Here is a 23247-nt window from a genome sequence, read left to right on the forward strand (position 1 = left end):
AGTCTAACAAACCTTATATAACCCCAGTTCGGGATAAGCCACATTGTAACTCATTGATACTATTTACAATGTGGCTACCTGTCCCTGCTGAGGCATGTTTTTGATGGTGGGTTTATAGGGAAACCAGCAATAAGCAATCAAACCTGACAGCAAGTTTGTGATAAACCCCGTGACACTACGATGGCGTGAGTGTTCGATTTGGCACAAGTTTTTAAGCTCTCCAAACACCGTTTCAATCAAAGAGCGATGATTGAGTAGTGCCTCATCCATAGGCTCAAGTAATTGGGGTTTCATATTACGCCGAAGTTTGGTTATCAACATGGTATCACTGTGTTTTGTGAGCCACTCGTTTAGTGCTTTACTGATATAGCCTCTATCCCCAAACACCTTGCCAAACACAGACGTTGCCATATCCTTAACAGGCACTCTGTCATCCGTATTACCCGCAGTGACTTTAACAGATAAAAGCTCGCCCTTATGATTGATAATGGCGTGCAGCTTAAAGCCATAGAACCAGCCCATGCTGCTTTTGCCTCGGGTTGCCATTCTTTCAAAGACTTTATGACGGTAGATACGCTTGTTATGACAAACTGCTATCTTGGTTGAATCAATATAGCTGATACCTGTACAGTCGCCCATCATGCTTTGCAAGTAGGCACATAATGGCATGATACTGCGTGGTATCAGCTCTATAAACCGTGAATAACTGGGCAAGTTTGGAAACTCCCGCTTCATCATGCCAAGCATGTGATGGTAGTAAAAAGACTTAAACTGTCGATACCGCAGTTGATGAAACAGTACCAAGATGGTCATCATCTCTGATACACTTATCTTGCATGCTCTTAGCCGTTGACGGCCCGTTGCGATTAAGTGAGCCTCAAACTCAGGTTTGAATTGCTGATAAAAGTCGTCAATATGGCAGTATAGTTCGGTTAGGTTGTCCATGTAAGAAGTCCTTTTTGCTTAAGTGGTCTTGGTAAACTTACTTTAGCAACTTTGGACTTCTTTTTTTATCTTTGTTTGAGCCCTTATCCCGAACTGGGGTTTATATAATTGTTATTTTTGAAATGTGTCCGGTTCCCTAGTGAGGACTTGAACCTTAGACTGTGAGATATTGCTATTAGTATTCTAAATCTATTTAGATAAAATCAGTGTACATAGCAGTGTAACTTATAAAATGTAAGGTTGAGTATACAAACCGAGACGAATAATAATTATTCAAGCTTATCTTTCACTTTGAAAGGTTCTGAGAATTGTAGAATTAAGAAATTAACGACTGACAATATGATCGCTATCTCATAACGTCCATAAGCGACAGAGATGCCAATAGCAGCAGTATTCCATAGACTCGCAGCTGTCGCAGTGCCTTTTACGGTATTATCACCTTTAAAAATCGCCCCACCACCGATGAAACCCATACCTGTAATAATCGCATACATTATCCTTGCTTCAGGTTGGGAGCCATGATAAATATCGACAGCTACTAGCATGAAAGCACAGGAGGCAATACTGACTAATGGAAAGGTTCTAAGTCCTGCACCCTTATCTTTCATCTCACGATTAAGCGCAATCGGTAAGGAGAGTATGAAAGCAATTCCTAATTGAATCAGGTGATACACCATTAGTTTTAAGCTCAAATCAAATTCAAACATGTCTTATTACGCTCTTTAAAAGAAAGTTAAATGAACAAGGATAATTATCGATATTTTTAATGCGTCGAAGATGACTTATTACTGCGTAATTTACCAATCATGGTAACGATAGCCACGACAATAACACCGACGAATAAACCTACCAACGCATTTAAGAGCATGGTTGTCACACTTCCAAATATGCCAGTTAGGTGCGCTAAGTCTTCCACTTCATGATGCAAAAAACTGATCCCGTGCACTAAGATACCGCCGCCCACTAGAAACATAGCTAATGTCCCAGCAATCGATAGAAACTTCATCAGCTTTGGTGCCGCAGACAATAAAATCCCACCTATTTTCTGCTTTGCACCGTTCGTCTGTTTCATTAGGTAAAGACCTAAATCATCCATTTTAACGATACCCGCTACTAAGCCATAAACGCCTACTGTAATGCCAATAGCAATAATAGACAGCATCACGCTCTTCTCTAAAAGCGTCGCTCCAACTGCTGAGCCGAGTGCAATTACGATAATTTCAGCCGATAGAATAAAGTCGGTGCGCACCGCACCTTTGATTTTGTCCTTTTCAAAAGCAACCAAATCAATCGTCTCATCAGCATTGGCACGTAGACGGGCTATTTGTTCTTCATCGTGAGGTAAGATATGTGGCCAGAACTTATGAATGATTTTTTCAGCACCCTCATAAGCCAAATAGACACCTCCGCACATCAATAAAAACGTGACTAATGGCGGGTAGATGGCACTAATCAGCAACGCTAACGGCACTAATATAAGCTTGTTAACGAATGAGCCTTTGGCAACGGCCCAAACTACTGGCAGCTCACGGTCTGCTTTAATACCTGAAACTTGCTCTGCATTAAGGGCTAGATCATCGCCCAATACACCCGCCGTTTTTTTAACGGCAACCTTGGTCATAAGTGACACATCATCTAATATCACACTGATGTCATCAAGCAAGGTTAATAAACTGGCCCCTGCCATGTGTGCTCCTTTGCGTCTATTTATATAAATTAATTGATAGGTTTTTTATTAAAGTCTTTCTAATGTTTTTTGGTGTCACCGACAATCTTATCCATCAAAGCAAATAACAGGCCTGACAGTACAAACGTCATATGGATAATCACTTTCCACATCAATCTATCAGCATCACCTTCGCTCATCTCTTTAGGTATATCCATAAATGATTTAAGAAGATCAATCGCAGAAATGGCAACGATGGCACCAATCACTTTGAGTTTTAGCCCAGAGAAATTGATTTTCCCCATCCATTCAGGGCGGTCCTCATGATCTCCGGTATCAATTTTTGAGACAAAAATCTCATAACCACTAAATATGATGATGAGCAATAAACTTGCGACTAATGACATGTCGATAAGCGCCAACGTACCAACGATGACATCGGCTTCAGATGCACTGAGCACATGGGTAATCATATGCCACAGCTCTTGAAAAAACTTAATAAATAATAAAATGATACCGAGCACCAATCCCAAATAGAAAGGGGCTAGCAGCCAACGACTATTAAATATGGTTTTTTCTAATCTTTGTTCAGCTTTCTTCAGCATTTGTGTCTCTTGTTGTTGGCAATATAAATGTTTGAATATGATGTCTATTATTAGGTAATAAAAAGCAATGCATGTTAGAAAAAAGGTTATACCAATTATTTGGCATAACCTGTTATTAACGATATTCTAAAATAATAATTTTTTGTGCTTTACATTGTTTACACTCTAAGCAGTGAGTTTTGCCTGTTGCTTACGATGTTTCAGTGAAGCAAGCAGCGCCCAACCAATAAAGGCAATACCGATCAGCCCCGTAATAAGCTCTGGCACATGGAATTTCACCGACAATAGCATGATAATGGCTAAAGCGCCGATGGCATAATGCGCGCCGTGTTCAAGATAGACAAACTCATCAAGCGTGCCTTTATCGACTAAGAAAATAGTCATCGAACGCACGAACATCGCACCGATTGCCAGACCAAGCATAATCACGATAACGTCATTGGTAATCGCAAAGGCGCCAATCACGCCATCGAAACTGAATGAGGCATCGAGGACTTCTAGGTATAAGAAGCCGATAATACCGCCTTTCATAATCGCACTGGTCGCTGCTGCGCCCGAGCCATTTTCTTTGTTTTCTAAATCTTCTTCGAGGTCACCTTCAAGCATACCCGAGACCACTTGTACGCCAAGGTATACCAAGATACCCCAAACGCCAGCGATTAGGACCGCAGTGGATTGCTCAGGATCAGCAAATGATACGGCAATCATCAACACGATAAGCGCCACAAAGACGCTCATGGCATCTACTTTGCCAAGCTTTGCCAAACGGCTTTCAAGCCAGTTAAACCAGTGCACTTCTTTATCGTCAAAGATAAAGTTTAAGAACACCAATAATAAGAAAATACCACCAAAGGCTGAGATTTCAGCATGGTGTGCCATTAAACGGGCAGAGTATTCTTCTGGTTGATACAAAGCCAGTTTGATGACCTCTACCATAGCAAGCTCAGCAGTTACCGCGACAATGACAATAGGGAATACCAAGCGCATCCCAAATACAGCAATCAAAATACCAACGGTTAAAAATATCTTTTTCCAAAATTCATCCCAGCCTTTCAGAACTGAGGCATTAACCACTGCATTATCGAATGATAATGAGATTTCCATGACGGCCAAAATCGCGGTAATAGATAAGGTTGCGATCAAACCGCCCATCCCGCCATGTGAATATCCCCACCATGCCGCGATCGCTAATGCAATGGCGGTAAAGATAAAGTCTAAATAAAAATGTCTCATGACACATCCTGTCTGGTTGCGTAACGCTAAGTGTATCTACTAAAAGTATGAGGCATAAAAAAAGTGGCTATCGTAAGCCACTTTCCTATGTGATTTTTAATAGAATATAAAGTATTTTTGAAAAATCTTCTATGTAGAATTGTCACTGTATCTTTTATGCTTTGGCGATTAAAAACACCTTATATTTTAATAATAATCCTAAGCATAAGATACTGATTAAATAGAATTATGCTACGTAGTTTAGCTTCTGTATTAGCCTTACTTAGAAAAATGCGAATTCCTCTCACAAATAAAATTTTGCTATTTTGGGTATACCCTAGCGATACCAGTAAAACAAACCATAATTTGAGCTAATGAGTTGCCTAGAATGGACAATGTTAACAGGACTATTAATTATCTTAAATGGTTGCCTTTTGGCTACTAGTCCATGTTATGTCTAATAATGATAGAAACTATGCCACCGCTGGCACCTCTAGTTGTTTTAGTCCAATCGTTCTAAGTCTTCCTTGGTCATCAACTTCTTTAATAACCAACAACCATTCCTCATTAATCGCAACCGTATCGCCTGCTACGGGTGCCATCTTTAAGCTATCCTTAATGTATTCAGCAACCGTTTGTTCCCACATGTTTTTCGTGTTCAGGGTATCTTCTAGAGATTCGGATTTCATCCTATCGGTAAAGAATGACACATCTTTAAGTTTGACACTCGGCGATAGCATCCAATCGCCATAAAAATCATCGATGGCTCTACGGTCTAACGTCGTGTCATTAAAAACATTCGCAATCTGATCGGCATAATCGCCACTCATGGCATACCAAACGCTATCGCCAAATTTGAGCTTAGTCTCTTCATTAATTGCCAAGATTTGCTGACCACGCACCAAGGCAAAAACATGGATTCCTTCAGGGCTGATGCGCGTAGAGATATCCCTCGGATGACGACCAATTGCAAACGCGCCTAACTTTACTTCAAATTCATACAACGTAATACTTGCTCTATCTGACACCCACACTTCATGCTCTTCTTTTGGGCCCTTATTGTTAGGAATACGCACCTTAAACAGATTGGCCATAAAAGGAATGGTCGTCCCTTGTAACACCAACGATAAGACCACCACCCCAAAAGCGATATCAAACAGCATAAAGGCATTGTCTACCCCTGCAATCACTGGCAACATGGCAAGGGTAATGGGCACTGCACCACGTAAGCCGACCCAAGAGATAAAGCCGATCTCTCTATTTTTAAATTTAAACGGTAAAACACTGGTATAGACTGCAATAGGACGAGCCACTAAAATCATAAAGGCAGCAATGGCCACTGAATAAGGCCAAACTTCAAGAACGTTCGATGGCGTGACCAATAGGCCCAATACCACGAATAACACCGCTTGCGACAACCACGCAAAGCTGTCCATCACGCGCATGACATGCTCAGTTGAGCGTACCTTATGGTTGCCAATCATAATACCAGCGATAAAGACTGCGAGAAACCCACTACCGCCCAGTAAGTTAGTGGCAGAAAACACTGCTAAACCCGCCGACATTATTAAAATGGCATACATACCTTCTGCCAAATGTATCTTGGGTAATAATCGAGATAGGAAATAACCAAAGAACAAGCCCATTCCTAAACCAAAACTAAGCTGTTGTAATAGTAGGCCTAAGAAGCCTAGCGCTGTCTGTCCGGCAGGATCAACATTTAGAGCAATCAATCCAGTGACTAACAGAATCGCTAAAGGGTCGTTGGCGCCAGACTCAAGCTCCAAAGTTGCTTGCACACGATCATTTAATTTAACACCGCCATTACGCAACAGTGAAAATACCGCTGCCGCATCGGTTGAACCCACGATTGCTGCCAGTAATAAGCCAAAGCGCCAATCGACATCCAGCAGCCACGTGACGAATACACCCAGTATCATGACTGTCGCAAGTACGCCCCAAGTGGCCAGTGTGATGGCTGGTTTTAAGCCAACTCGGAATGATTTAACAGAGGTGCGCAACCCACCATCTAACAAAATACAGGCTAAGGCTGCTTGTCCGACAAAATTGGCTATCGCATATTGAGAAAATTCAATACCCAAGATACCTTCTTCACCAGCAAGCATCCCGACGACTAAAAACAATAGCAAAAGTGGAACACCCAAACGCGCCGATAACGTACTTGCCATGATACTGGCAAAAATTAACACTGCTCCTACGAGATACACGATATTTAAGGTATCCATGTTTCATTAAGCCCTATTTTATAATACTAAGCTGAACTAACCAGAACGGGAGTAACATTTACCCATTGCTTTCAACGGTTAATTATTGTTTTAACATGCTCCTTAAGAATAACTGAGCTATGCTTGTATGTTAGTAAATATCTTATTCTATTATTGCTAAACGAGTCATATTATGAAAAAAGAGACACTGACAGGACTGTCTATTATTACATTTGCAGCATTTTATATTTGGATTCAAAATGGCAGTAACCCATTTGATAAAAAAAGAAATACTGAACTCGAACAAGCTCAAAAAACATCAAAGATTGCATTGCTAACGAAGTGCCAGAAAGCAGTACAGCCCATGCTTAAAGGCTTTAAGTCTATGGACATTAAACGAAAAAACACAGACTACAGACGATTAAATAATGGTAACTTTGAAGTCATAACACATTACTACGCTGAAGATAGTTTGGATGCGGCTCCGCTCATTATCGTCGACTGCTTATTCGATAAAGATGGCAGTTTATTAGAAACAGCGCAGGTTAAATAACTTCCAGTATAGCTATGGAGCTGTAGTAGATAATACTTAAATATCACACCTTTTTCTGAAATTTTTTAAGCTGCTCATGATGCTGGCCATTTGCTCAGCCAGTTTTTTAATGTCAGATTGAGTAGTCATTGCTTATTCTCCTGCTATTGGATTATAAGCAGTTACACAGTTTTTAGGAAAATCTTTTCAATCTGGAATTAAATTACTGGTTCAGTTGGGGTATACCCGAGCGGAACCGGCTAACTCACCCTTCAAACCCATTGATAGACCATTTAAAATGGACTAAAGCAGTAAAACCACTTCAAGCGTACTATTATTAGCATATTTTTAATAAAAAAAAGCCAACCATAAGAGGGTGGCTTATTAGCGTTTGAATCACTCGAATTTATTATTACACATTAAAGCCTATGTGCTTCCCTGTTGGCAGCTCAACGTCGATACGAAGCTTGCCACCCATAGCTTCAACATATTTTTTCATGGTCGATATTTTAAGATCATTGCCGCGATTTTCTATAGCAGACAATGAAGGCTGTTTAATACCCATGGTTTGAGCCAGCTCTTTTTGAGAGATCTCTAACTCTTCACGGATACGAGACAGCTGGTTTTCTAAAAGCAGTTGTTCTGCCAATTGTTTAATACGCGCTTGGCTATCCAAAGAGCGCTCAGCTAACATCTCTTGTAATGTCTTAGTCATGTTATGGATCTCCTAAAGTTCTGAGGTGACACTCATACTGCTGGTCTGCAGTGGCTAACATTTCTTTATAAAAACGCTTTTTATTACCCTTATCACCAATACAAAGCACAATCGCTTGCCGCTTTGTGTCAAAGGCAAAAAAGGCTCTGAGTGGCTTGCCTCTGTGCTGAATACGCAACTCTTTCATGTTGGTAAACTTTGAATCATACACCGTATCTACTAAAGGGCGACCCAAGCTTGGCCCTTGCTGTTCTAAAACCACCAAAGCTGCCAGTACTTTTTCTTGCGTTGATTCATCTTGCTGATCAAACCATTGGTTGAACAGCTCTGTTGTGATGACAGTCCACATATAAAAACCAATATATAGATTATAGTCTATATAATACAGCTAATCGAGACAGTCTGCAATTAGAACGAGCAGCTTTAGCGCGTCGTGTTACTGGCTTATGACACTATGATCAGCTCTTAACAACCTATTCTTAATAGTGATAGTATTTTCTATCGTATAACGATACTTGTTTTTAGTTATTTTCGGACAACTTAGAACCTGATATTCAAACCAAGATAGCAATACGCAAATGATGTTAAAATACAATCAGAGAAGTCTACAGACCACTAAAACACTTGGGAAACGACTAAGAGTTCAATGCCTTTACAGCGCAATAATCACGATTTAAAGGAAAAATAACTTTGTATAAATCAGAGCAAGCAAGACAAGTAATTTATCATCAAGACCCTACTGTTAACACTGACTGGTTAGACGCGGTTACGATTGATACCGACAGCAAGAAAATAACCAAAGCAGAGAACGAGCAGCTGACAAAAGGATTTGTTAGGGGATTGATAGCAGGTAAAGTCATTGGCATTGAGTCGCTCGATGATTTAAATTTTTGAGGGTCTGCTAAAAATCAGCACACCCTCATCATAATGACGAACCCTAAAAAGACAGCAGTTAGGCGGAATAAAAACTGATTGTTGGTGCGGGTGTTGATATTGAGAAAAATAAATAATAAGAAAGCCCGTAAAAACTGGACGTACAGCCGACAGTTTGTGTTCTAGTATAGAAGTCAAACTAGGGTATGTGAGCCCATCCCAGATTCTGTGTAACTGCCATTTAGATTAAATGCTTACTAATGCGATCATCAAACATAATCATAAAGCGATTAAGGGCAGACGTCCAGTTACGGATCGGCATCGACCACTTTTTGGATGCCTGCTGGGTTGCTAAGTACACCACTTTGAATGCTGCCTGATCAGACGGGAAGACCTTACGCTTATTCACCGCTGTCCGAATCACACTGTTTAGCGACTCTATCGCATTGGTGGTATAGATCACTCTTCTGATGTCTTTAGGATAACCAAAGAACACCGTTAAGCCCTCCCAGTTATTGCGCCAAGACTTGATGACATGCGGGTACTCTTTGCCCCATACTTCATCAAAGTGCTCAAGGTTGGCCTCTGCCATCTCAAGCGTATCAGCACCGTAGATGGCCTTTAAATCAGCTGCTACGGCCTTCTTGTCCGTCCAAGGTACGAACTTCATCGAATAGCGCACCATATGCACGATACACAGCTGAACCTGAGCGTTAGGGTAGACCGTATTGATGGCATCAGGGAAGCCTTTTAGGCCGTCTACACAGGCAATAAGAATATCTTGAACCCCGCGGTTTTGTAGCTCAGTGAGAACACCAAGCCAGAATTTAGCGCCCTCGTTCTCTGATAGCCACATGCCAAGCAGCTCTTTTTTACCATCAAGAGCAACGCCTAAGGCCAGATAGATAGCTTTGTTGATGATCTGCTTGTCCTGACGAACTTTGACGACAATGCAGTCTAAGTAGACGATAGGATAAACACTGCTCAGTGGCCGGTTCTACCAAGCGGTGATGTCATCCAAGATGTTGTCAGTGACTCTTGAAACCAATGTACTTGAGATATCTACATCGTAGAGCTCTTTGATGCTCTCTACAATCTCGGTAGTGGTTTGACCTTTGGCGTAAAGGAATATGATCTTGTCATCAAGGCCTGAGATACGACTTTGATGCTTACGCACTAACGCAGGTTCAAAGTCACCATTACGGTCTCTTGGGGTGGAGATTTCAAGATCGCCCGTGTCACTGCGGACTGTCTTTTTAGTGTGCCCATTGCGCTTGTTTGGCTTGTCTGCTTTCTCATGCTTGGGGTAGCCGAGATGGTCTTCCATCTCAGCTTCAAGGGCAGTATCGATAAAAGATTGCATGAGCTGCTTCTGGAAGTCTTTGATGTCATCGAAGCTTTTCATGCTGCTGGCCATTTGCTCAGCCAGTTTCTTGATGTCAGATTGGTTAGTCATTGCTTATTCTCCTGTTAGTGGATTATAAGCAGTTACACAAAGTTTGGGAAACTCTCGGGTATGTTTACAAAAATCTAGCGGCAACCATCGCAGACAACATAAAAATTTAACCAGCAGTTCCAATTGCTCGTATGAGAAATCTATTATTATCCAATCCTGCCCCCTTAGTTTTTATAGTTAATCAATCAATATACACACTAATCATTCTCAAATGCTAACTAATTGTCTTTTTTCAATTCTTACAGTGGGACTGAACCAGTGAAAGGACCTGATAACCTATCATTAGCCTATACCTAAAAAATAAAACCTCTAAACGATACTCTATCTATCATTAGACTTATTTCTATTATTAAATGATATTAATATCATGATATTATCAATGGACATTAATTTATAAGTCTAAATAATATAGGTGGCGTTATGACCGTTCGTATTTATGTGAGAGCCAGCACTAAGGATCAAGACGCTAAGAGAGCCTTGTCTGACTTGATTAGCTTTAGCCAAAGCTATAACGATAACCTTGTTGAGTACGTTGAGCATTTCAGTGGTACAAAGCTCGATAGGCCAGTATTAGCTAAGCTATTAAAGGACGCTGATCAAGGCGATATTCTGCTGGTTGAAAGCGTGGACAGATTAAGCAGGCTATCTCAAGATGATTTTGCAATTCTAAAGCAGCGCATCAAAGACAAGGGCTTGCGATTGGTGGTGGCTGATCTACCAACTACGCATACGGTAAGTAAAGGCATGACAGGTGAGATCCTAACAGTGATTAACCATATGCTGATCGACTTATTAGCAACGATGGCAAAGCTTGATAACGATAAGCGTAGAGAGCGTATTAAGCAGGGGTTGGCGAACAGTGGTTATAAGCCCACTGGTAAGAAGCCTAATACAACGAAACACAATCGTATTAAAGAATTAGCCAGTCAAAACAATATGACGAAAGAGGAGATTGCTAAGGCGGTTGGTGTTGGGGTGGCTACGGTCTATCGGGTGTTAAAGCAGGGCTAACAGCTGAATAGTTGAGGTATTTTAAATAACAGTTTGTCTTTTTTATAGACACTATACTATTAGATACATAAGAACCAACTTGGAAGTTTTTAATCATGCAACCGACTTATTATAGTGTCTAACAAGTAATCTACAGTTTCGTCAAGCATGAACCGATGTAAACGTTAAATAACATTTTAGTCTGATTCATAACTTTTATTATTTCTTATTATTTATGGCACATCAGCTTGATTAGGTTTTAAAAGCTATTATCCTACCCAGTTTTTTGTCTAAGCCTCATAGATTCGAGAGTAGCTAGCCATATCAAAGGTAGGATAATCAGCGCAGAACCTATTAACAAAGTCATATTTGGTACTTCGTTAAACCATATGATTCCAACCACCACCGCCCCTAGTAAACCTGAGTATTCCGCACTAGAGACTTTGTACGCTTCAATGTGTCGGTACACCTGTATGCATATACCCGCATAAATCAAAATAAATACATTTGAACTGGCGGCCGTAATCAATGAGTGCCAGTCAAATGGCTGTCCCTCCCAAATAGCCAAACCAAGCGCGAATGGGATTCCTAGTAAATTGGTCAAAAGTAGCGTTTGATAGACAGTATGATGCTGTGGAAGTTTACGAACTAACAGATTGTTTAGCGCCATGGTTACCGCCACTATAAGGGCAAACACCGCCCCTAAATTGATCTGTTTCGGTTGTACAATAACGAGGATACCAGCAAAACCTAATATAGAGGCTGCGATAGTCGGAAAGTTTAATCTGTCTTTATAAAATAAAAAACCCAGTGGTAATACAAATAAAGGGGCGGCATAAAAAATAGCATTCGCAGTCGCAAGAGGCAGTGCTTGAAGAGACAGTACCATGAATATCACACCCAATAACCACACGTGACTACGAACAAAGTGCCATTTTATATTACTGAATAACTTGTTCTTTTTATTAATTAAGCAAAACGGCAACAGCATTAAAACCGCTGTGCATTGACGAAACAGGATAAATTGATATACCGCCGTCTCAGAGGGCAAGGCCTTTATCAAGGCGTCTGAGAAGACCGCAATGATATTTCCTAGTACCAATAGCGTCATGGCAAATGCAACACTCATCTTTGGCATTCTTAGCCTCCTCGCCCTACTCTAAATTCAGAAACTGTTAAAACCCCAATGGGTTCATGCTGATTTAACGATCTGTCAGGCAGTATATTCAAGTAAGAGTATGATGTATAATGATATAAAACATATTTAGTATTACCTGAGGTAATAATGGATTTACCACCGCTGCGTGCAATACAGTGCTTCGAGTCCGTTGCACGGTTTAACAGCTTTTCAAAAGCAGCAGAAAGCCTCAATGTGACACAAAGTGCCGTGAGTCACCAAATACGCATCCTTGAAGAGTATCTTGGGGAAGCAATGTTTTACAGGCAAGGCCGGACCTTTTCGTTGACAGAGGTTGGTGAGCGTTATTTCACAGATGTGAGTGGCGCATTGGGTCTACTTTCAGATAGTAGTCAGATTATTAAACATGGAAAACCTGGGCATATACGCTTAGCTCTGTACAGTTCAGTCGCAGTGAATTGGTTGATTCCTCGACTAGAAGACTTCTATAGACAGTATCCAGAAATAGAACTTACTTTAGATATGGTTAATCATCCCTCTGATTATAATGAGCAAAGGGCCGATTGTTATATCACCGTCGATCCTCCTCCACATGCTTTCATCAGTAAGTTTTTATTTACTGAAACTTTATATCCTGTTTGTGGTCAAAAGCTTTGGGAGAAAATAAGAGATAAACCCCTTCCTGACGCATTGTGGCGGCATCCAATATTGTCTGTGAGATATGCAGATACAAGCGTGAATACAGCAGAGGATTGGCTGCGGTGGTGTAAGGCAGGCGGATTTGAATTGCCAAGCGATATAAAGATAAATCATTTTAGTCATGTGCTACTAGCGATAGAAGCCGCACGGTACAATCTGGGCATTACTCTTACCAATAATTATATGATGCAGGATGACGCCTATAAACAAAATATCGTTAAAATCCCAATGCATGAACTACTAACAGGGGATAAATTTTACTTCGTTTACAAGGAATTAAAGAAAAATCAGGATGATATTATTAAACTATGTAAATGGTTAGAATCTCAGTGTGAGTAAAGAAATCCTCTATCTTATTTGTTGTTACAAGAAAAATAATGATTTGTTAAGGGGTTTAAAATGATGATTTAGAAAATCCCGATCAACAATTCATAAAGACTCATATCCTCAAAAAATAGTCATTCATTTTATCTGATATTCAAATAATATAAGTTAATAGGCTGAAGTTTAAAAGAAATAATGCTCATTACATTTAGTTAAAGTCGAATTAACTTTAGAATAAAAACGGAAATTTATACGTTTTTTTATTGTTTATCTGTTAGTGATAATGGCTGTTATAGTCAATTCCACCTAAAAGTGTTATAAATTAATTATCAAACCCAATTGTTATTATAAAGACCATGACTTACTCACTAGATTTTCGCAAACAGGTACTAAAAAGTATAGATGACGGTATGACCTTTGCCGAGGCAGCTGAGTTTTACAATCTCAGCCCAACCACCATACAAAACTGGAAGCGGCGTGTTCATAGTAAAACAACCAGGCAAACCAAGCCCTATAAAATACCAGATGATGTGCTACTTAATGATGTCAAAGAGTATCCCGATGATTACCAGTATGAGCGAGCTCGTCGCTTAAACTGTAGTAAAACAGGCATTTATCATGCCCTAAAGCGCCTAGGCATCAGTCAAAAAAAAAGACCTTAGAGCATCCAAAAGCCTGTCCGATCAAAAGAGCGATATACCACAGTAAGCTTGATACTTTTAAACAACAAGGCTATCCCATCGTTTATATATACGCGCGCGGCTTTGAGCACGAGACCATTCGCTCTCATGGTTATGCACCGATTGGTAAGCCTTGTATCGATAGCTACAACTGGCAAGGTAAAAAGCGAACCAACGTTATCGGTGCTCTCTATGAAAAGATGCTGTTTGCACTAGATTACTTTAAGCACAACATTAACAGCAGCATATTCTACGAATGGTGCAAACAAATCCTAATCCCAAGTCTTAAAACCAAATGCGTGATTGTGATGGATAATGCTCGGTTTCACAAAAACAAACGCATTCAAAAGCTACTGAATAGGCATGGTCATCGTATTCTATGGCTGCCACCGTACAGCCCTGATTTGAACCCTATTGAAAAGAAATGGGCACAAGTAAAGTTTCTACGCCAAGGCTGGTTGGAAAACGACTTATCCAAGTTGTTTTATGATGTTTGTCCTAACCATAACAATTTTATTTTGAACTGACTATATCATATCTATTCTTAATATAGATTAGGGTCTCTATATATATTTGCTTAAACTTGCCCGAATAACATTACGCCATGTATTAATGAAGGACCTAAGAATACCATAAACAATCCCGCTAAAATCATTGTTAAACTTGCTATAACGCCCTCATCCTCATTGCGCTGACTTGCCCGGGCTGTACCAAAACCGTGTGATGCATTACCAAATGCGATTCCATTTGCAAGATGGGAGCGAATACGAAAAAAAGTCAAGATCATATCCCCTAAAATCATTCCCACCATCCCTGTAATCAAAGTAAACAATGAGACTAAAGAGGAAGATCCGTGAATTTTTTCAGATAAGTCTAACGCAAATGGTGTCGATATTGAACGGGCCATCAAGCTATAGGTCAAGGTCTTATCAAAATGAAACAAACCAGCGAATATATATATGCTTAAGACCCCCACCACCATCCCGACAGTTATGGAAGCGGTCAAAGCCAAAGCATGTTGACGTATTAAACGACGATACTCATAAATAGGTATAGCAAACGCAACCGTTGCGGGGGCAAGTAGCTGCACAATCCAAGCTGTATCCTTCCAATAAGTATCATAAGAGATATTAAAAATAATCATTAATGAAAGCGTTACTACTGGAACCGTGATAGCAGGGTTTAGCCAAGATTTTCGATAGCGCACATAGACTACTCTAGCCATATAATAGGCAGCTAATGTCCAAATGAGACAAAGGATTGACCAAGTATTCATCGCAAATCCTCACGCATTATTATCATTTTTTTAGGTTTAATTGGGCTTTATGAATCTGATGACGATACAATCTACGTTGCAAACGGCGCCCCATGATAAAGGTTAATGCTGAGCTTAACATCACCATCGCGGTACTCAAGATAATTGTCAGCATTAATTGCCATCCTTTACTGACAAACAGCGCCTTATATTGAAGTATTGACATCATAAGCGGGATAAACATTAATACTAATTCACCCAAAACAAATTTTGCACCCAGTCTGACCCAGTTAACCTTAATAGCACCACTCATTAATAATATCAGCATTAAAAACATTCCTAAGACGCCTGAGGATACGGGTAAATGCAATAATTCAACCAATATCTCAGCACAATACCAGACAGCTGCGATAATAGCGCATTGCATAAGGACATGAAGCCATGATTGGCGATAGAACTGTTGAAGTGTAAGTTTTTTTTCATCTACAAAAGATAGGGATAAGCGAATATTAGGATTACGCATAATAATTGTTGTTTGTTGATTAGAGACTACTTATTATAAAAATACCATAGTCATAAATTATGAATTATATTTTTATTTTTATTCCCAATTTCTATAATAAATTTCATTATCCTTCCTAACCATGGTTTATTATTCATGATAACTTTGAAACAATTACGCTGCTTTGTGACAGTTGTAAAAACAGGTGGGTTTCTTCAAGCCAGTATTCAACTCAATTTAACCCAACCCACCGTTACCAAATCTATCAGTAATCTTGAAGAATATTTAGGCGTAGCTCTGTTTGATAAGCCTTTGACTCATAGAAAAAAGCGGCTAGTTAATTTAACGGAAATTGGCGAACACCTCTATATTCAAGCAGTTGATATCTTACAAAAGGCAGATAATCTTGAACAAACAGTAGTAGATTATCAGCAATTAATAGGTGGTAAATTGCGTTTGGGGATTTCACCGTTAGGCAGTGAAATACTAAGCAAAGCTATTTTTAACTTTTACCAAATGCATCCTAGTATAGAAACTTCACTTATCGAAGATGGTGCTGAGTCACTTAAGCAGGCCCTTCTAGAGGGGCAACTTGATGTGGCAACATTGATGAAGCCGATTGACGATGATTTTGACTACTTGTCGATATGTTGCTATCCAGTGGTGGTCGTAGCAAATAAAAACCGTATGGGTAAGCAAAAAACCAAGGTAACACTTAAGTCACTATCAAATGCACCCCTAATTTTATTTACCTCCAATTCATCATTTACTCCGATGATTATAGAAAACTGTCAATCACTAGGTTTTGAACCTAATATTATTTGCCAAACCAATCAGTGGCACTTGCTTCTTGACATGGTAAAACAGGATATGGGCGTGACTCTTTTGCCTCAATATTATTCTCAAAAGTTGGATTTAACAGGATTAGTCTGCTTGCCACTAACCCAACCTCAGTTAAAATGGGAGCTTGTCATGGCTTGGCGCCGTCATCGCTTGCTTACACCAAGTATGCAAGCTTGGCTTGATAACATAAGAAAAAATATATAACTAGGCCTTGATAATGCTTTGGCTGTAACAGGGCATAGGTTATACAAAACAGAGGTGATTGAATATTTGAAAGCAGATTTGCAAGGTTTAGCGAATGTACAACTTGCGACATTGAATTGGGTAGATCGGTTCAATAAAAAGCGTATACACAGTGCATTGGGCTATGTATCGCCTTTTGAGTTTGAGAGCCTTTCCTAAAAAGTGTGTAACTGCTTATAATACAATAACCGAAGAATAAGCAATGACTACTCAATCTGACCTTAAAAAACTGGCCGAGCAAATGGCCAGCAGCATGTCATAGATAATACTTGAGAATTTATTATGCGCATTTTTATCAGAGAATATATGCATCATTATTCTCTCATGTGCATCTCTTTCGTAAATAGTGACAACTATGTTGACAAACACCGTTATGGCCGTTTAATTGAGTTGCCAATAAAGAGGAGTGCCATAAACCTTGGCAAAATAATCAATTAGCGTTCTTACATTTAGAGAAATGTGACGAGTATGAGGATAGAGAGCAGCGACATGCTGAGGTGTGGTTTTGACTGCCGTACTATAATTAGGCAATAGCTTAATAAGCTCACCACTCTTCAAGTACTCACCGATAAGCCAATCTGGAAAAAGCACGATTCCCATTCCTTTGAGTGCAGATACCAATAAAGATTCTGCATTATTAGACATCAACAAAGCAGGCGCTAAGAATGGCGTCCAATCTTCATTTCCTGTTTTAAAAAGCCAACGATTGGGTCCTGTTGAGCCCTTATACACTAGGCATTTATGATGCGTCAGATCTGCTGGCACTTGCAATTTACCATGTGTGCTTATATACGCCGGAGAAGCGACAAGATGATAGGTTTGCTCACCAAAAATACGCGCATGAAAGGTCGAGTCATTTAAAGTACCGATTCTAAAAATAACGTCTGTTGCGTAATGATGAGGATCAATAAAGTCATCCGTTAACGTCAAATCTATCTGTAATCTAGGATATTGAGCACTAAGCTGCGGCAGCCAAGGTGCGATATGGCGTTGTCCAAAAAAAATAGGGGCGTTGATTCTGATTAAACCACCTGGTTCTAAAGTCCTGTCTTGAAGTTCCTGTTGTGCCGCATTCATGCTTTCAGTCATGGATTTTGCATAGCGCATAAACACATGTCCCGCTTCAGTCGGAATGACGGCACGTGTATTGCGATGAAAAAGCTGTTGCCCTAAAGAGTCTTCTAGCTGTTTGATAATACGAGACACTTTAGAAGCTGACACACCTTCTTTTCGCGCCACTACAGAAAAACTCTGAGCGTCAAAAACCTCTATAAAAAATAATAGAGTTTTTATGTTGATGCTATCCACTGTATCCATTTGTGCAACTTATGCAAAGGTTATTTCTATATTATAGCGTTTTTTAATGGGTATAGGCTGCGGTACACTACGCCGCATTGCTCATTGAGGATTATTACATGCAAATTTTATTAATACTTATTGTTGTTTTAGGGGGCATGGGATTATCTGTTGAAGCGGGATTACTTGGACCTTTAGGAAATGAGGTAGGCGAGCTGTGGGCAACGTTGAGTATTTTTGGCGTTGGCGCTGCTCTGACATTCTTTTTGATGTTGTTTTTTAGTCCGCGAGATAGCCCTTCCTTTTTTTCACAGCCGCCTTTACTGCTGGTTGGTGGTATTTTGGGGCCTGTTTATGTTGTGGTATTAACCGTGGTCACGCCTGTCATTGGCATTGCGCTGACGATGATTGGCATACTGGCTGGACAAGTGTTTCAGAGTTTACTCATAGATCATTATGGTTTGTTTGATACCATAGAGCGAAAAATAGACAACAAACGAATTATTGCTTTATTTTTCATTATTGCCGCACTTATTTTTATGGCAAAAGGATAATCTAAATGATGCTTATTTTAATGATTGTATTGGCAATAATTGGCGGCGCGGCTTTAAGTGTTCAAGCAGCATTAAATGGTCGCCTTGGCAGCAACGTTGGGGTGTTTAAAAGTGCTTTTTTAACCTTTTCTGTGGGTGCGGTTGTGACCGCTTTGCTTATTTTCTTTTTTGAACCAAGTCATACGGTCACTTTGATGGATGTGCCTAAGTGGCAACTACTTGGCGCTTTGTGTGGTGTTCCTTATATTGTCATTATGGTGGTTGCGGTCCAGCGTATTGGAACTGCTGTGGCAACGGTAGCCGTTATTTTTGGTCAGCTGAGTATGAGTGTATTAATTGATAATTTTGGTTTGCTTGGTAATGAGGTCATTAGCCTTTCAGGTAGTCGAATCAGTGCTTTGGTTTGTTTGGCAATCGCGCTTTATTTTATTTATGCGAGTAGCAAGTCTGAGCCTAAAGAGGCTCAGTAGCTCATATATATTGATTATTACTAGGGCATGACTTCAATTTAATCGATGGACATCTAAATGGGCTAAAAATGGCTAAATTTTGCCAAACTTCATCAAATAGCTAGGTAATATCCCGATATTAACGGCGCTATTTTCCTTGTTTGACTGCAATTTATCTCATTTTTATCACCATTTTTAAAATGAAGACACGCCCTAGACATATTTTTCACTTTGTAGCTATGAAGAACTGGGTGTATTACTGCTGAACCTTCTTATAATGATAGTCACACACCGTTCAGGTGCTTCTATTGGCAGAAGATGTCCATTGTCTGATAACTCAATGATGCGTTCAACGGGACGAGATCTTCCCAAACTTTACGAACCTCATTGCTAATAAATATGGAAGGTTTGCCAATGATAATGGTGTAGGGTACATCAAGGTCGTTGAGCTCTTTTAAAGCATCATTGACAAAAGGAGTGTCAAAGTAGCTTGCCAACTCTTGCTTAGGGGCGAACAGTAAGCTGTATTGCTCTTGCTCATTTTGGACAAGACTGTTTTTTGCAAAAGTATAAAGATGATCGTCATTGATACGCTTGAATGCGCGATGCGCCCGTAGATAGTCGTAGTATAACTCAATACTCTCCCAGTTCGTTTGCTTGGCTAACGTGCTTTTGAACGGTTCTTGACCAATCTTTAAGTCGTCAGGCGCAGCGTTCATCATGAGGGTTTGCGATTTGGTAAAAGTCACAGGCTCTATCAAGTAAAGCTCTGAGAACAGCTCTGGACGTTTGGCTGCGGCGATGGCAGTGGCGGTAGCACCTTGAGAATGTCCAATACCGACGATAGGGCTGTCTTGTGTCTTCTCTAAAAAATCAATCAATATATTGGCATCTTGCTCGCGGGTAAGCTTCTTGACGGATGGTAAATCGTGCCAGTAGCCGCGCATGGCAAGACTGGTGATAGCAAATTGCGCACTGAGCTTGGTTAATAGTGGTAAATAGACGCCAGTCGTAAAGCCGTTGCCACCATAGAAATGAGCCGCTGTCCTCGATGTGTTTCTATCCCTATTACCCAACGCAGACAGGTCATAATAGCGCGCTTGTTTGTCATCTAATGTGATGTTGCGTTCGAATGTGTATTGAGTGGATATAATGAGTTCAAATTGAATGGGGTAAATATGCCACTTTTAACATGGATACGTAGTAAAAGAGATTTCCTTGAGCCAGTCGCTGACCATGCGGCTGACTTGTTGGATGCAGCTGATAAGAAAATAATAAAGAGGACTAAATTATCAGGTCACATATAGGCTTTTGCAATTAAAAATGGCTGAATAGAATCCACCCACCGATGGCAATTAGCATTAAGCCGCCGAACATTTCTGCTTTATGGCCGATGAGTGATCCCAGTACTTTTCCAAGCATCACGCCAAACGTGACCATGGTGGCCGTCGCCAACCCAATCAAGCTTGCTGCTAGTAGAATATTAACTTCTATAAATGCAAGACTAATACCGACAGCCATCGCATCGATACTAGTACCAAAAGCAGCAACAGCAAGTTTGAGAAACGAATGTCTTGAGGGGGCTTCTTGTTCTTCATTATCCGGTTTTAGCCCTGCATACAGCATGTGCAGCCCTAAGCCTAATAGAATGACGAATGCGACCCAATGGTCCCATGCTTCAATAAAAGAGGCATCGATAAAAGAGGTAGCAGAACGGCCAATTAACCAGCCAATGATAGGGGTAATCGCTTCAATAGAGCCAAAGATGACACCCATTCTTAACGCTTCGGTAAAACGGGGGTTTTTAAGACTTGCGCCTTTACCAATCGCCACAGAAAAGGCATCAGTAGACATAGAAAAAGCAAGTAATGAAAGTGCAATAGGATTCATGTGATTTTCTCAGGCCGAGTATAGAGTCAACGACATACGCACACTCTCGACCTACAGTGTGGATATATCGATGGTCTCGCCAACCGAGAGGTGTTCGTACCATGGCATATGGCCAAGCATGTTGACACGAACTCTTTCGCAGAACGAAAGCAGGCTACTCCCCAAAGAACGCTCACATTAACATGTCTATGTTACAAGTCAATAAGAAAGTATCTAGTCAGGCTTCTTTGAGGCTATAGCCTATAACAGTAGAATCTATTAAAGATACTTACTTCAGTAGCTTGCGTAAAAATTTAACACGCGATATCAATAAAAAATCTAATAAAGCGATGACAACAATAGCAATGATTGCCGTTGGGAATATGATAGCGACAATAAGTAACGGAATGGCAAGCGTCCACCCTATAGTAAAACGCTGACTACGAGCTGGTGGATTGAGTCCAGTCATGTCGTTAGTTTGACGAGGACAGCGTTGCCACCACATCACATAACCACTCACACAAATGGCAATAACAGAGAGGCAGAATAAAACGTTGGCTAATACACTCCACCACCCCAGCGTCCCCATGTGTATGGCAGCACCCGCTGCCATAAATTTACCAAACGCATTGTAATCATCGAACCGTATATCAGCCAAAACCTTGCCCGAATAGCGGTCAATATGCACGGTGCGATCAGCCGTTGGGCTTTTCATATCGTAGCTCATTGAATCTTGGCTAATCGTCCATACGCCTGTCTCCCCTTGCGGTAGATTCAACTGATAACGCCCTACAAAACCAAGCTCACGAGCAAATCGATCTACGGCAACAATCATAATGGGTATATTGGGCGCAATACCGTTTTTACCCATAGTCGTACCTGATTCTGGCATTGGTGTTAACTCTAGTACCCAAGGCACGTCTTTAGTCTTTCCTGAATTTAATACGCTGCCATGTGTGTGAGCTGTGGCTGCTGTTGCGCCATGGACGTGCGGCGCGGCATCGGCGTTATCCATATGCATATCAGCATGATTCTGACTGTGGTCAATCGAGATTGGCATTGGCGCGACGCCCCATTTACCCGCAGGGAAGTGACTCCACGACTGTACAATGCGCTCACCCCAAATTCCTGCCCAAGCCATTCCCGAAATACAGAAAAACAATAGCAAAACAGATATCCAACTGCCTAATGTCGCGTGGATCGTCCGGAAAAAGGAACGCTTTTTCTTTAGATTGGTATCGTCAGGAATCAACATCGCTTTGACAGATTTACGCTTATGCCACCACAAATACCAGCCAGTTAGTATCATTAGAATTGTTAATGAAGCAGTCGTTTCTTGAATATAATCACCGACTTTACCCAGCAGCAAATCACCATGAATACTGTCAAAGGTATAATACAGATTGCTATTGCTGGGTGTACTGTTGACGATATCTGCAGTATAAGGATTGACGGCTACCATATTGTCATGGTCTTCTGATGTTACCTGAAACAGAGCTACCTTATCCGTATCACGAGGGGCGATATATTTAACGAGGGTACTATTGGGTAAGGTATTGAGCGCGTTTTTAGCTTGGGTAGCGAGGGGCGCTTGCATTGCTGTTTCGGGAACAGTAATGCTTAAACGGTCATTGTCTCGTCCCACTGTGTTAGACATAACCAACATACCAAGTGCGGTACAAGATAAAATAATTAAAAAAGGGACAACAAATATTCCTGCATAAAAATGCCATCGCCACACGGTAAAATAGTGCTGATTGCTTGTTTCTTTATTCATAAATAGAGATTCCAATAGCTTTATACTTTCTAGCTAGCTTGGCAATAAAGTGGACAGTGAATGTCTTGTTCGCTTGTGCTGACTTTGTGGTTTATATTCTGAAGCGCAAATATTCAGAACATAATGGTTTTTTGATGGTGCGATATAATGCCAGATGCTTTTTTCTCCAGTGATATTAATTTCGGTATATTGCAGATGCTAGAGGGCATAAGGAATAATAGTATGTTGACCCTAGATAGCATGGTTAAAAATCATTGAACCGGAGTTAGCTAGTAAACTTAGATGTACACTGTTCCACTCTTAGAGACTATATCTATCCAAATAATCTAGGCTACAGGTTAATATCCAAGTCCTTACTAGGGTACCGAACCAGTGGAAGCGCCTGATTGGTTCGGTGTG

Annotated in this window: 24 protein-coding genes, 2 pseudogenes and 1 riboswitch; of the genes and pseudogenes, 10 read left to right on the forward strand and 16 right to left on the reverse strand. The window is 40.5% G+C overall.

The features are described 5' to 3' along the window. Positions 1-63: 63 nt before the first annotated feature. The 6 genes from AB8P72_RS01695 to AB8P72_RS01720 form a co-directional block, all read right to left on the reverse strand. Positions 64-945: an IS982 family transposase gene (locus tag AB8P72_RS01695; protein ID WP_369957932.1), complete on the reverse strand. Its 882-nt coding sequence runs from the start codon at positions 943-945 to the stop codon at positions 64-66. A gap of 269 nt (positions 946-1214) precedes the next feature. After that, positions 1215-1652 (reverse strand): MgtC/SapB family protein, encoded by a 438-nt coding sequence (locus AB8P72_RS01700; RefSeq protein ID WP_193030764.1) that lies wholly within the window; start codon positions 1650-1652, stop codon positions 1215-1217. A 56-nt stretch (positions 1653-1708) separates the two neighbouring features. After that, positions 1709-2632 carry a DUF808 domain-containing protein gene (locus AB8P72_RS01705; protein ID WP_369957933.1) on the reverse strand — a complete coding sequence of 308 codons (924 nt, stop codon included), beginning with the start codon at positions 2630-2632 and terminating at the stop codon, positions 1709-1711. Positions 2633-2691: 59 nt separating this feature from the next. Further along, positions 2692-3216, reverse strand: coding sequence for a TIGR00645 family protein (locus tag AB8P72_RS01710; RefSeq protein ID WP_181717142.1), 525 nt, complete (start codon positions 3214-3216; stop codon positions 2692-2694). A 165-nt stretch (positions 3217-3381) separates the two neighbouring features. Beyond that, positions 3382-4449 carry a DUF475 domain-containing protein gene (locus tag AB8P72_RS01715; protein WP_068408284.1) on the reverse strand — a complete coding sequence of 356 codons (1068 nt, stop codon included), beginning with the start codon at positions 4447-4449 and terminating at the stop codon, positions 3382-3384. 452 nt (positions 4450-4901) lie between these two features. Then, positions 4902-6674 (reverse strand): potassium/proton antiporter, encoded by a 1773-nt coding sequence (locus AB8P72_RS01720; RefSeq protein WP_369957934.1) that lies wholly within the window; start codon positions 6672-6674, stop codon positions 4902-4904. 172 nt (positions 6675-6846) lie between these two features. On the opposite strand from AB8P72_RS01720, the gene AB8P72_RS01725 reads away from it, so the two are divergent. Next, a complete protein-coding gene (locus AB8P72_RS01725) occupies positions 6847-7206 on the forward strand; it encodes a hypothetical protein (RefSeq protein WP_144297953.1) in 360 nt (119 codons plus the stop codon). Between the two features lie 391 nt (positions 7207-7597). On the opposite strand, the gene AB8P72_RS01730 is transcribed toward AB8P72_RS01725, so the two are convergent. Together AB8P72_RS01730 and AB8P72_RS01735 are read right to left on the reverse strand one after the other, a co-directional pair. Next, positions 7598-7900, reverse strand: a complete 303-nt coding sequence (locus tag AB8P72_RS01730; RefSeq protein ID WP_011512377.1) for a helix-turn-helix domain-containing protein — start codon at positions 7898-7900, stop codon at positions 7598-7600. Between the two features lies 1 nt (position 7901). After that, entirely contained in the window at positions 7902-8249 is a 348-nt protein-coding gene (locus AB8P72_RS01735; RefSeq protein WP_193030877.1) for a type II toxin-antitoxin system RelE/ParE family toxin, read from the reverse strand. A 341-nt stretch (positions 8250-8590) separates the two neighbouring features. Here AB8P72_RS01735 and AB8P72_RS01740 point away from each other — a divergent pair, with 341 nt between their 5' ends. Further along, positions 8591-8794 (forward strand): hypothetical protein, encoded by a 204-nt coding sequence (locus AB8P72_RS01740; RefSeq protein WP_193030879.1) that lies wholly within the window; start codon positions 8591-8593, stop codon positions 8792-8794. A 220-nt stretch (positions 8795-9014) separates the two neighbouring features. Here the strand turns inward: AB8P72_RS01740 and AB8P72_RS01745 are convergent. Continuing rightward, positions 9015-10229, reverse strand: a pseudogene (locus AB8P72_RS01745) (IS256 family transposase). A gap of 420 nt (positions 10230-10649) precedes the next feature. Between AB8P72_RS01745 and AB8P72_RS01750 the strand changes: the two are divergent. Then, the gene (locus AB8P72_RS01750; protein ID WP_068406590.1) at positions 10650-11240 is read left to right on the forward strand and encodes a recombinase family protein; all 591 of its coding nucleotides are present in this window, start codon (positions 10650-10652) and stop codon (positions 11238-11240) included. Positions 11241-11493: 253 nt separating this feature from the next. Here AB8P72_RS01750 and AB8P72_RS01755 read toward each other — a convergent pair whose 3' ends face one another. Next, positions 11494-12357, reverse strand: coding sequence for a DMT family transporter (locus tag AB8P72_RS01755; protein ID WP_068406593.1), 864 nt, complete (start codon positions 12355-12357; stop codon positions 11494-11496). A 147-nt stretch (positions 12358-12504) separates the two neighbouring features. On the opposite strand from AB8P72_RS01755, the gene AB8P72_RS01760 reads away from it, so the two are divergent. From AB8P72_RS01760 to AB8P72_RS01770, 3 genes are all read left to right on the forward strand, one after another. Continuing rightward, a complete protein-coding gene (locus AB8P72_RS01760; RefSeq protein ID WP_068406595.1) occupies positions 12505-13395 on the forward strand; it encodes a LysR substrate-binding domain-containing protein in 891 nt (296 codons plus the stop codon). 341 nt (positions 13396-13736) lie between these two features. Then, positions 13737-14042 (forward strand): IS630 transposase-related protein, encoded by a 306-nt coding sequence (locus tag AB8P72_RS01765; protein ID WP_305935719.1) that lies wholly within the window; start codon positions 13737-13739, stop codon positions 14040-14042. A 32-nt stretch (positions 14043-14074) separates the two neighbouring features. Beyond that, positions 14075-14587: an IS630 family transposase gene (locus AB8P72_RS01770; protein WP_305935725.1), complete on the forward strand. Its 513-nt coding sequence runs from the start codon at positions 14075-14077 to the stop codon at positions 14585-14587. Positions 14588-14637: 50 nt separating this feature from the next. Here the strand turns inward: AB8P72_RS01770 and AB8P72_RS01775 are convergent, their stop codons facing one another. Together AB8P72_RS01775 and AB8P72_RS01780 are read right to left on the reverse strand one after the other, a co-directional pair. Beyond that, positions 14638-15336, reverse strand: coding sequence for an LrgB family protein (locus tag AB8P72_RS01775; protein ID WP_068406601.1), 699 nt, complete (start codon positions 15334-15336; stop codon positions 14638-14640). A gap of 22 nt (positions 15337-15358) precedes the next feature. Continuing rightward, a complete protein-coding gene (locus AB8P72_RS01780) occupies positions 15359-15838 on the reverse strand; it encodes a CidA/LrgA family protein (RefSeq protein WP_082894347.1) in 480 nt (159 codons plus the stop codon). 135 nt (positions 15839-15973) lie between these two features. On the opposite strand from AB8P72_RS01780, the gene AB8P72_RS01785 reads away from it, so the two are divergent. Together AB8P72_RS01785 and AB8P72_RS01790 are read left to right on the forward strand one after the other, a co-directional pair. Beyond that, positions 15974-16864 (forward strand): LysR family transcriptional regulator, encoded by an 891-nt coding sequence (locus AB8P72_RS01785; RefSeq protein WP_193030758.1) that lies wholly within the window; start codon positions 15974-15976, stop codon positions 16862-16864. A 9-nt stretch (positions 16865-16873) separates the two neighbouring features. Beyond that, a pseudogene (locus tag AB8P72_RS01790) lies at positions 16874-17062 on the forward strand (integrase core domain-containing protein); the annotation flags it as partial. A gap of 222 nt (positions 17063-17284) precedes the next feature. On the opposite strand, the gene AB8P72_RS01795 reads toward AB8P72_RS01790, so the two are convergent. Further along, positions 17285-18220: a LysR family transcriptional regulator gene (locus AB8P72_RS01795; protein WP_068406608.1), complete on the reverse strand. Its 936-nt coding sequence runs from the start codon at positions 18218-18220 to the stop codon at positions 17285-17287. Positions 18221-18318: 98 nt separating this feature from the next. Between AB8P72_RS01795 and AB8P72_RS01800 the strand changes: the two genes are divergently transcribed. Together AB8P72_RS01800 and AB8P72_RS01805 are read left to right on the forward strand one after the other, a co-directional pair. Further along, entirely contained in the window at positions 18319-18753 is a 435-nt protein-coding gene (locus tag AB8P72_RS01800) for a DMT family transporter (RefSeq protein WP_068406610.1), read from the forward strand. Positions 18754-18761: 8 nt separating this feature from the next. Then, entirely contained in the window at positions 18762-19223 is a 462-nt protein-coding gene (locus tag AB8P72_RS01805) for a DMT family transporter (RefSeq protein ID WP_068406631.1), read from the forward strand. A gap of 284 nt (positions 19224-19507) precedes the next feature. Here the strand turns inward: AB8P72_RS01805 and AB8P72_RS01810 are convergent, their stop codons facing one another. The 3 genes from AB8P72_RS01810 to AB8P72_RS01820 form a co-directional block, all read right to left on the reverse strand. Beyond that, on the reverse strand, positions 19508-20278 hold the full coding sequence (locus AB8P72_RS01810; RefSeq protein WP_226928813.1) for an alpha/beta fold hydrolase: 771 nt from the start codon (positions 20276-20278) through the stop codon (positions 19508-19510). Between the two features lie 241 nt (positions 20279-20519). After that, positions 20520-21092, reverse strand: coding sequence for a manganese efflux pump MntP family protein (locus AB8P72_RS01815; RefSeq protein ID WP_068406613.1), 573 nt, complete (start codon positions 21090-21092; stop codon positions 20520-20522). Positions 21093-21141: 49 nt separating this feature from the next. Next, a riboswitch (yybP-ykoY riboswitch) is annotated at positions 21142-21267 on the reverse strand. 93 nt (positions 21268-21360) lie between these two features. Beyond that, the gene (locus AB8P72_RS01820) at positions 21361-22848 is read right to left on the reverse strand and encodes a PepSY domain-containing protein (RefSeq protein WP_193030756.1); all 1488 of its coding nucleotides are present in this window, start codon (positions 22846-22848) and stop codon (positions 21361-21363) included. Positions 22849-23247: the final 399 nt, after the last annotated feature.

The sequence above is a fragment of the Psychrobacter sp. CLB018 genome (genome assembly GCF_041222815.1).
Classification (GTDB): domain Bacteria; phylum Pseudomonadota; class Gammaproteobacteria; order Pseudomonadales; family Moraxellaceae; genus Psychrobacter; species Psychrobacter faecalis.

Bases quoted from the DNA above. Each gene is read 5' to 3' on its own strand.
- AB8P72_RS01705 (WP_369957933.1), bottom strand. From the start codon at position 2,632: ATGGCAGGGGCCAGTTTATTAACCTTGCTTGATGACATCAGTGTGATA.
- AB8P72_RS01775 (WP_068406601.1), bottom strand. From the start codon at position 15,336: ATGAATACTTGGTCAATCCTTTGTCTCATTTGGACATTAGCTGCCTAT.
- AB8P72_RS01795 (WP_068406608.1), bottom strand. From the start codon at position 18,220: ATGGATACAGTGGATAGCATCAACATAAAAACTCTATTATTTTTTATA.
- AB8P72_RS01695 (WP_369957932.1), bottom strand. From the start codon at position 945: ATGGACAACCTAACCGAACTATACTGCCATATTGACGACTTTTATCAG.
- AB8P72_RS01805 (WP_068406631.1), top strand. From the start codon at position 18,762: ATGCTTATTTTAATGATTGTATTGGCAATAATTGGCGGCGCGGCTTTA.
- AB8P72_RS01755 (WP_068406593.1), bottom strand. From the start codon at position 12,357: ATGCCAAAGATGAGTGTTGCATTTGCCATGACGCTATTGGTACTAGGA.
- AB8P72_RS01715 (WP_068408284.1), bottom strand. From the start codon at position 4,449: ATGAGACATTTTTATTTAGACTTTATCTTTACCGCCATTGCATTAGCG.
- AB8P72_RS01725 (WP_144297953.1), top strand. From the start codon at position 6,847: ATGAAAAAAGAGACACTGACAGGACTGTCTATTATTACATTTGCAGCA.
- AB8P72_RS01760 (WP_068406595.1), top strand. From the start codon at position 12,505: ATGGATTTACCACCGCTGCGTGCAATACAGTGCTTCGAGTCCGTTGCA.
- AB8P72_RS01785 (WP_193030758.1), top strand. From the start codon at position 15,974: ATGATAACTTTGAAACAATTACGCTGCTTTGTGACAGTTGTAAAAACA.
- AB8P72_RS01720 (WP_369957934.1), bottom strand. From the start codon at position 6,674: ATGGATACCTTAAATATCGTGTATCTCGTAGGAGCAGTGTTAATTTTT.
- AB8P72_RS01750 (WP_068406590.1), top strand. From the start codon at position 10,650: ATGACCGTTCGTATTTATGTGAGAGCCAGCACTAAGGATCAAGACGCT.
- AB8P72_RS01710 (WP_181717142.1), bottom strand. From the start codon at position 3,216: ATGCTGAAGAAAGCTGAACAAAGATTAGAAAAAACCATATTTAATAGT.
- AB8P72_RS01700 (WP_193030764.1), bottom strand. From the start codon at position 1,652: ATGTTTGAATTTGATTTGAGCTTAAAACTAATGGTGTATCACCTGATT.
- AB8P72_RS01820 (WP_193030756.1), bottom strand. From the start codon at position 22,848: ATGAATAAAGAAACAAGCAATCAGCACTATTTTACCGTGTGGCGATGG.
- AB8P72_RS01780 (WP_082894347.1), bottom strand. From the start codon at position 15,838: ATGCGTAATCCTAATATTCGCTTATCCCTATCTTTTGTAGATGAAAAA.
- AB8P72_RS01765 (WP_305935719.1), top strand. From the start codon at position 13,737: ATGACTTACTCACTAGATTTTCGCAAACAGGTACTAAAAAGTATAGAT.
- AB8P72_RS01730 (WP_011512377.1), bottom strand. From the start codon at position 7,900: ATGACTAAGACATTACAAGAGATGTTAGCTGAGCGCTCTTTGGATAGC.
- AB8P72_RS01735 (WP_193030877.1), bottom strand. From the start codon at position 8,249: ATGTGGACTGTCATCACAACAGAGCTGTTCAACCAATGGTTTGATCAG.
- AB8P72_RS01815 (WP_068406613.1), bottom strand. From the start codon at position 21,092: ATGAATCCTATTGCACTTTCATTACTTGCTTTTTCTATGTCTACTGAT.
- AB8P72_RS01800 (WP_068406610.1), top strand. From the start codon at position 18,319: ATGCAAATTTTATTAATACTTATTGTTGTTTTAGGGGGCATGGGATTA.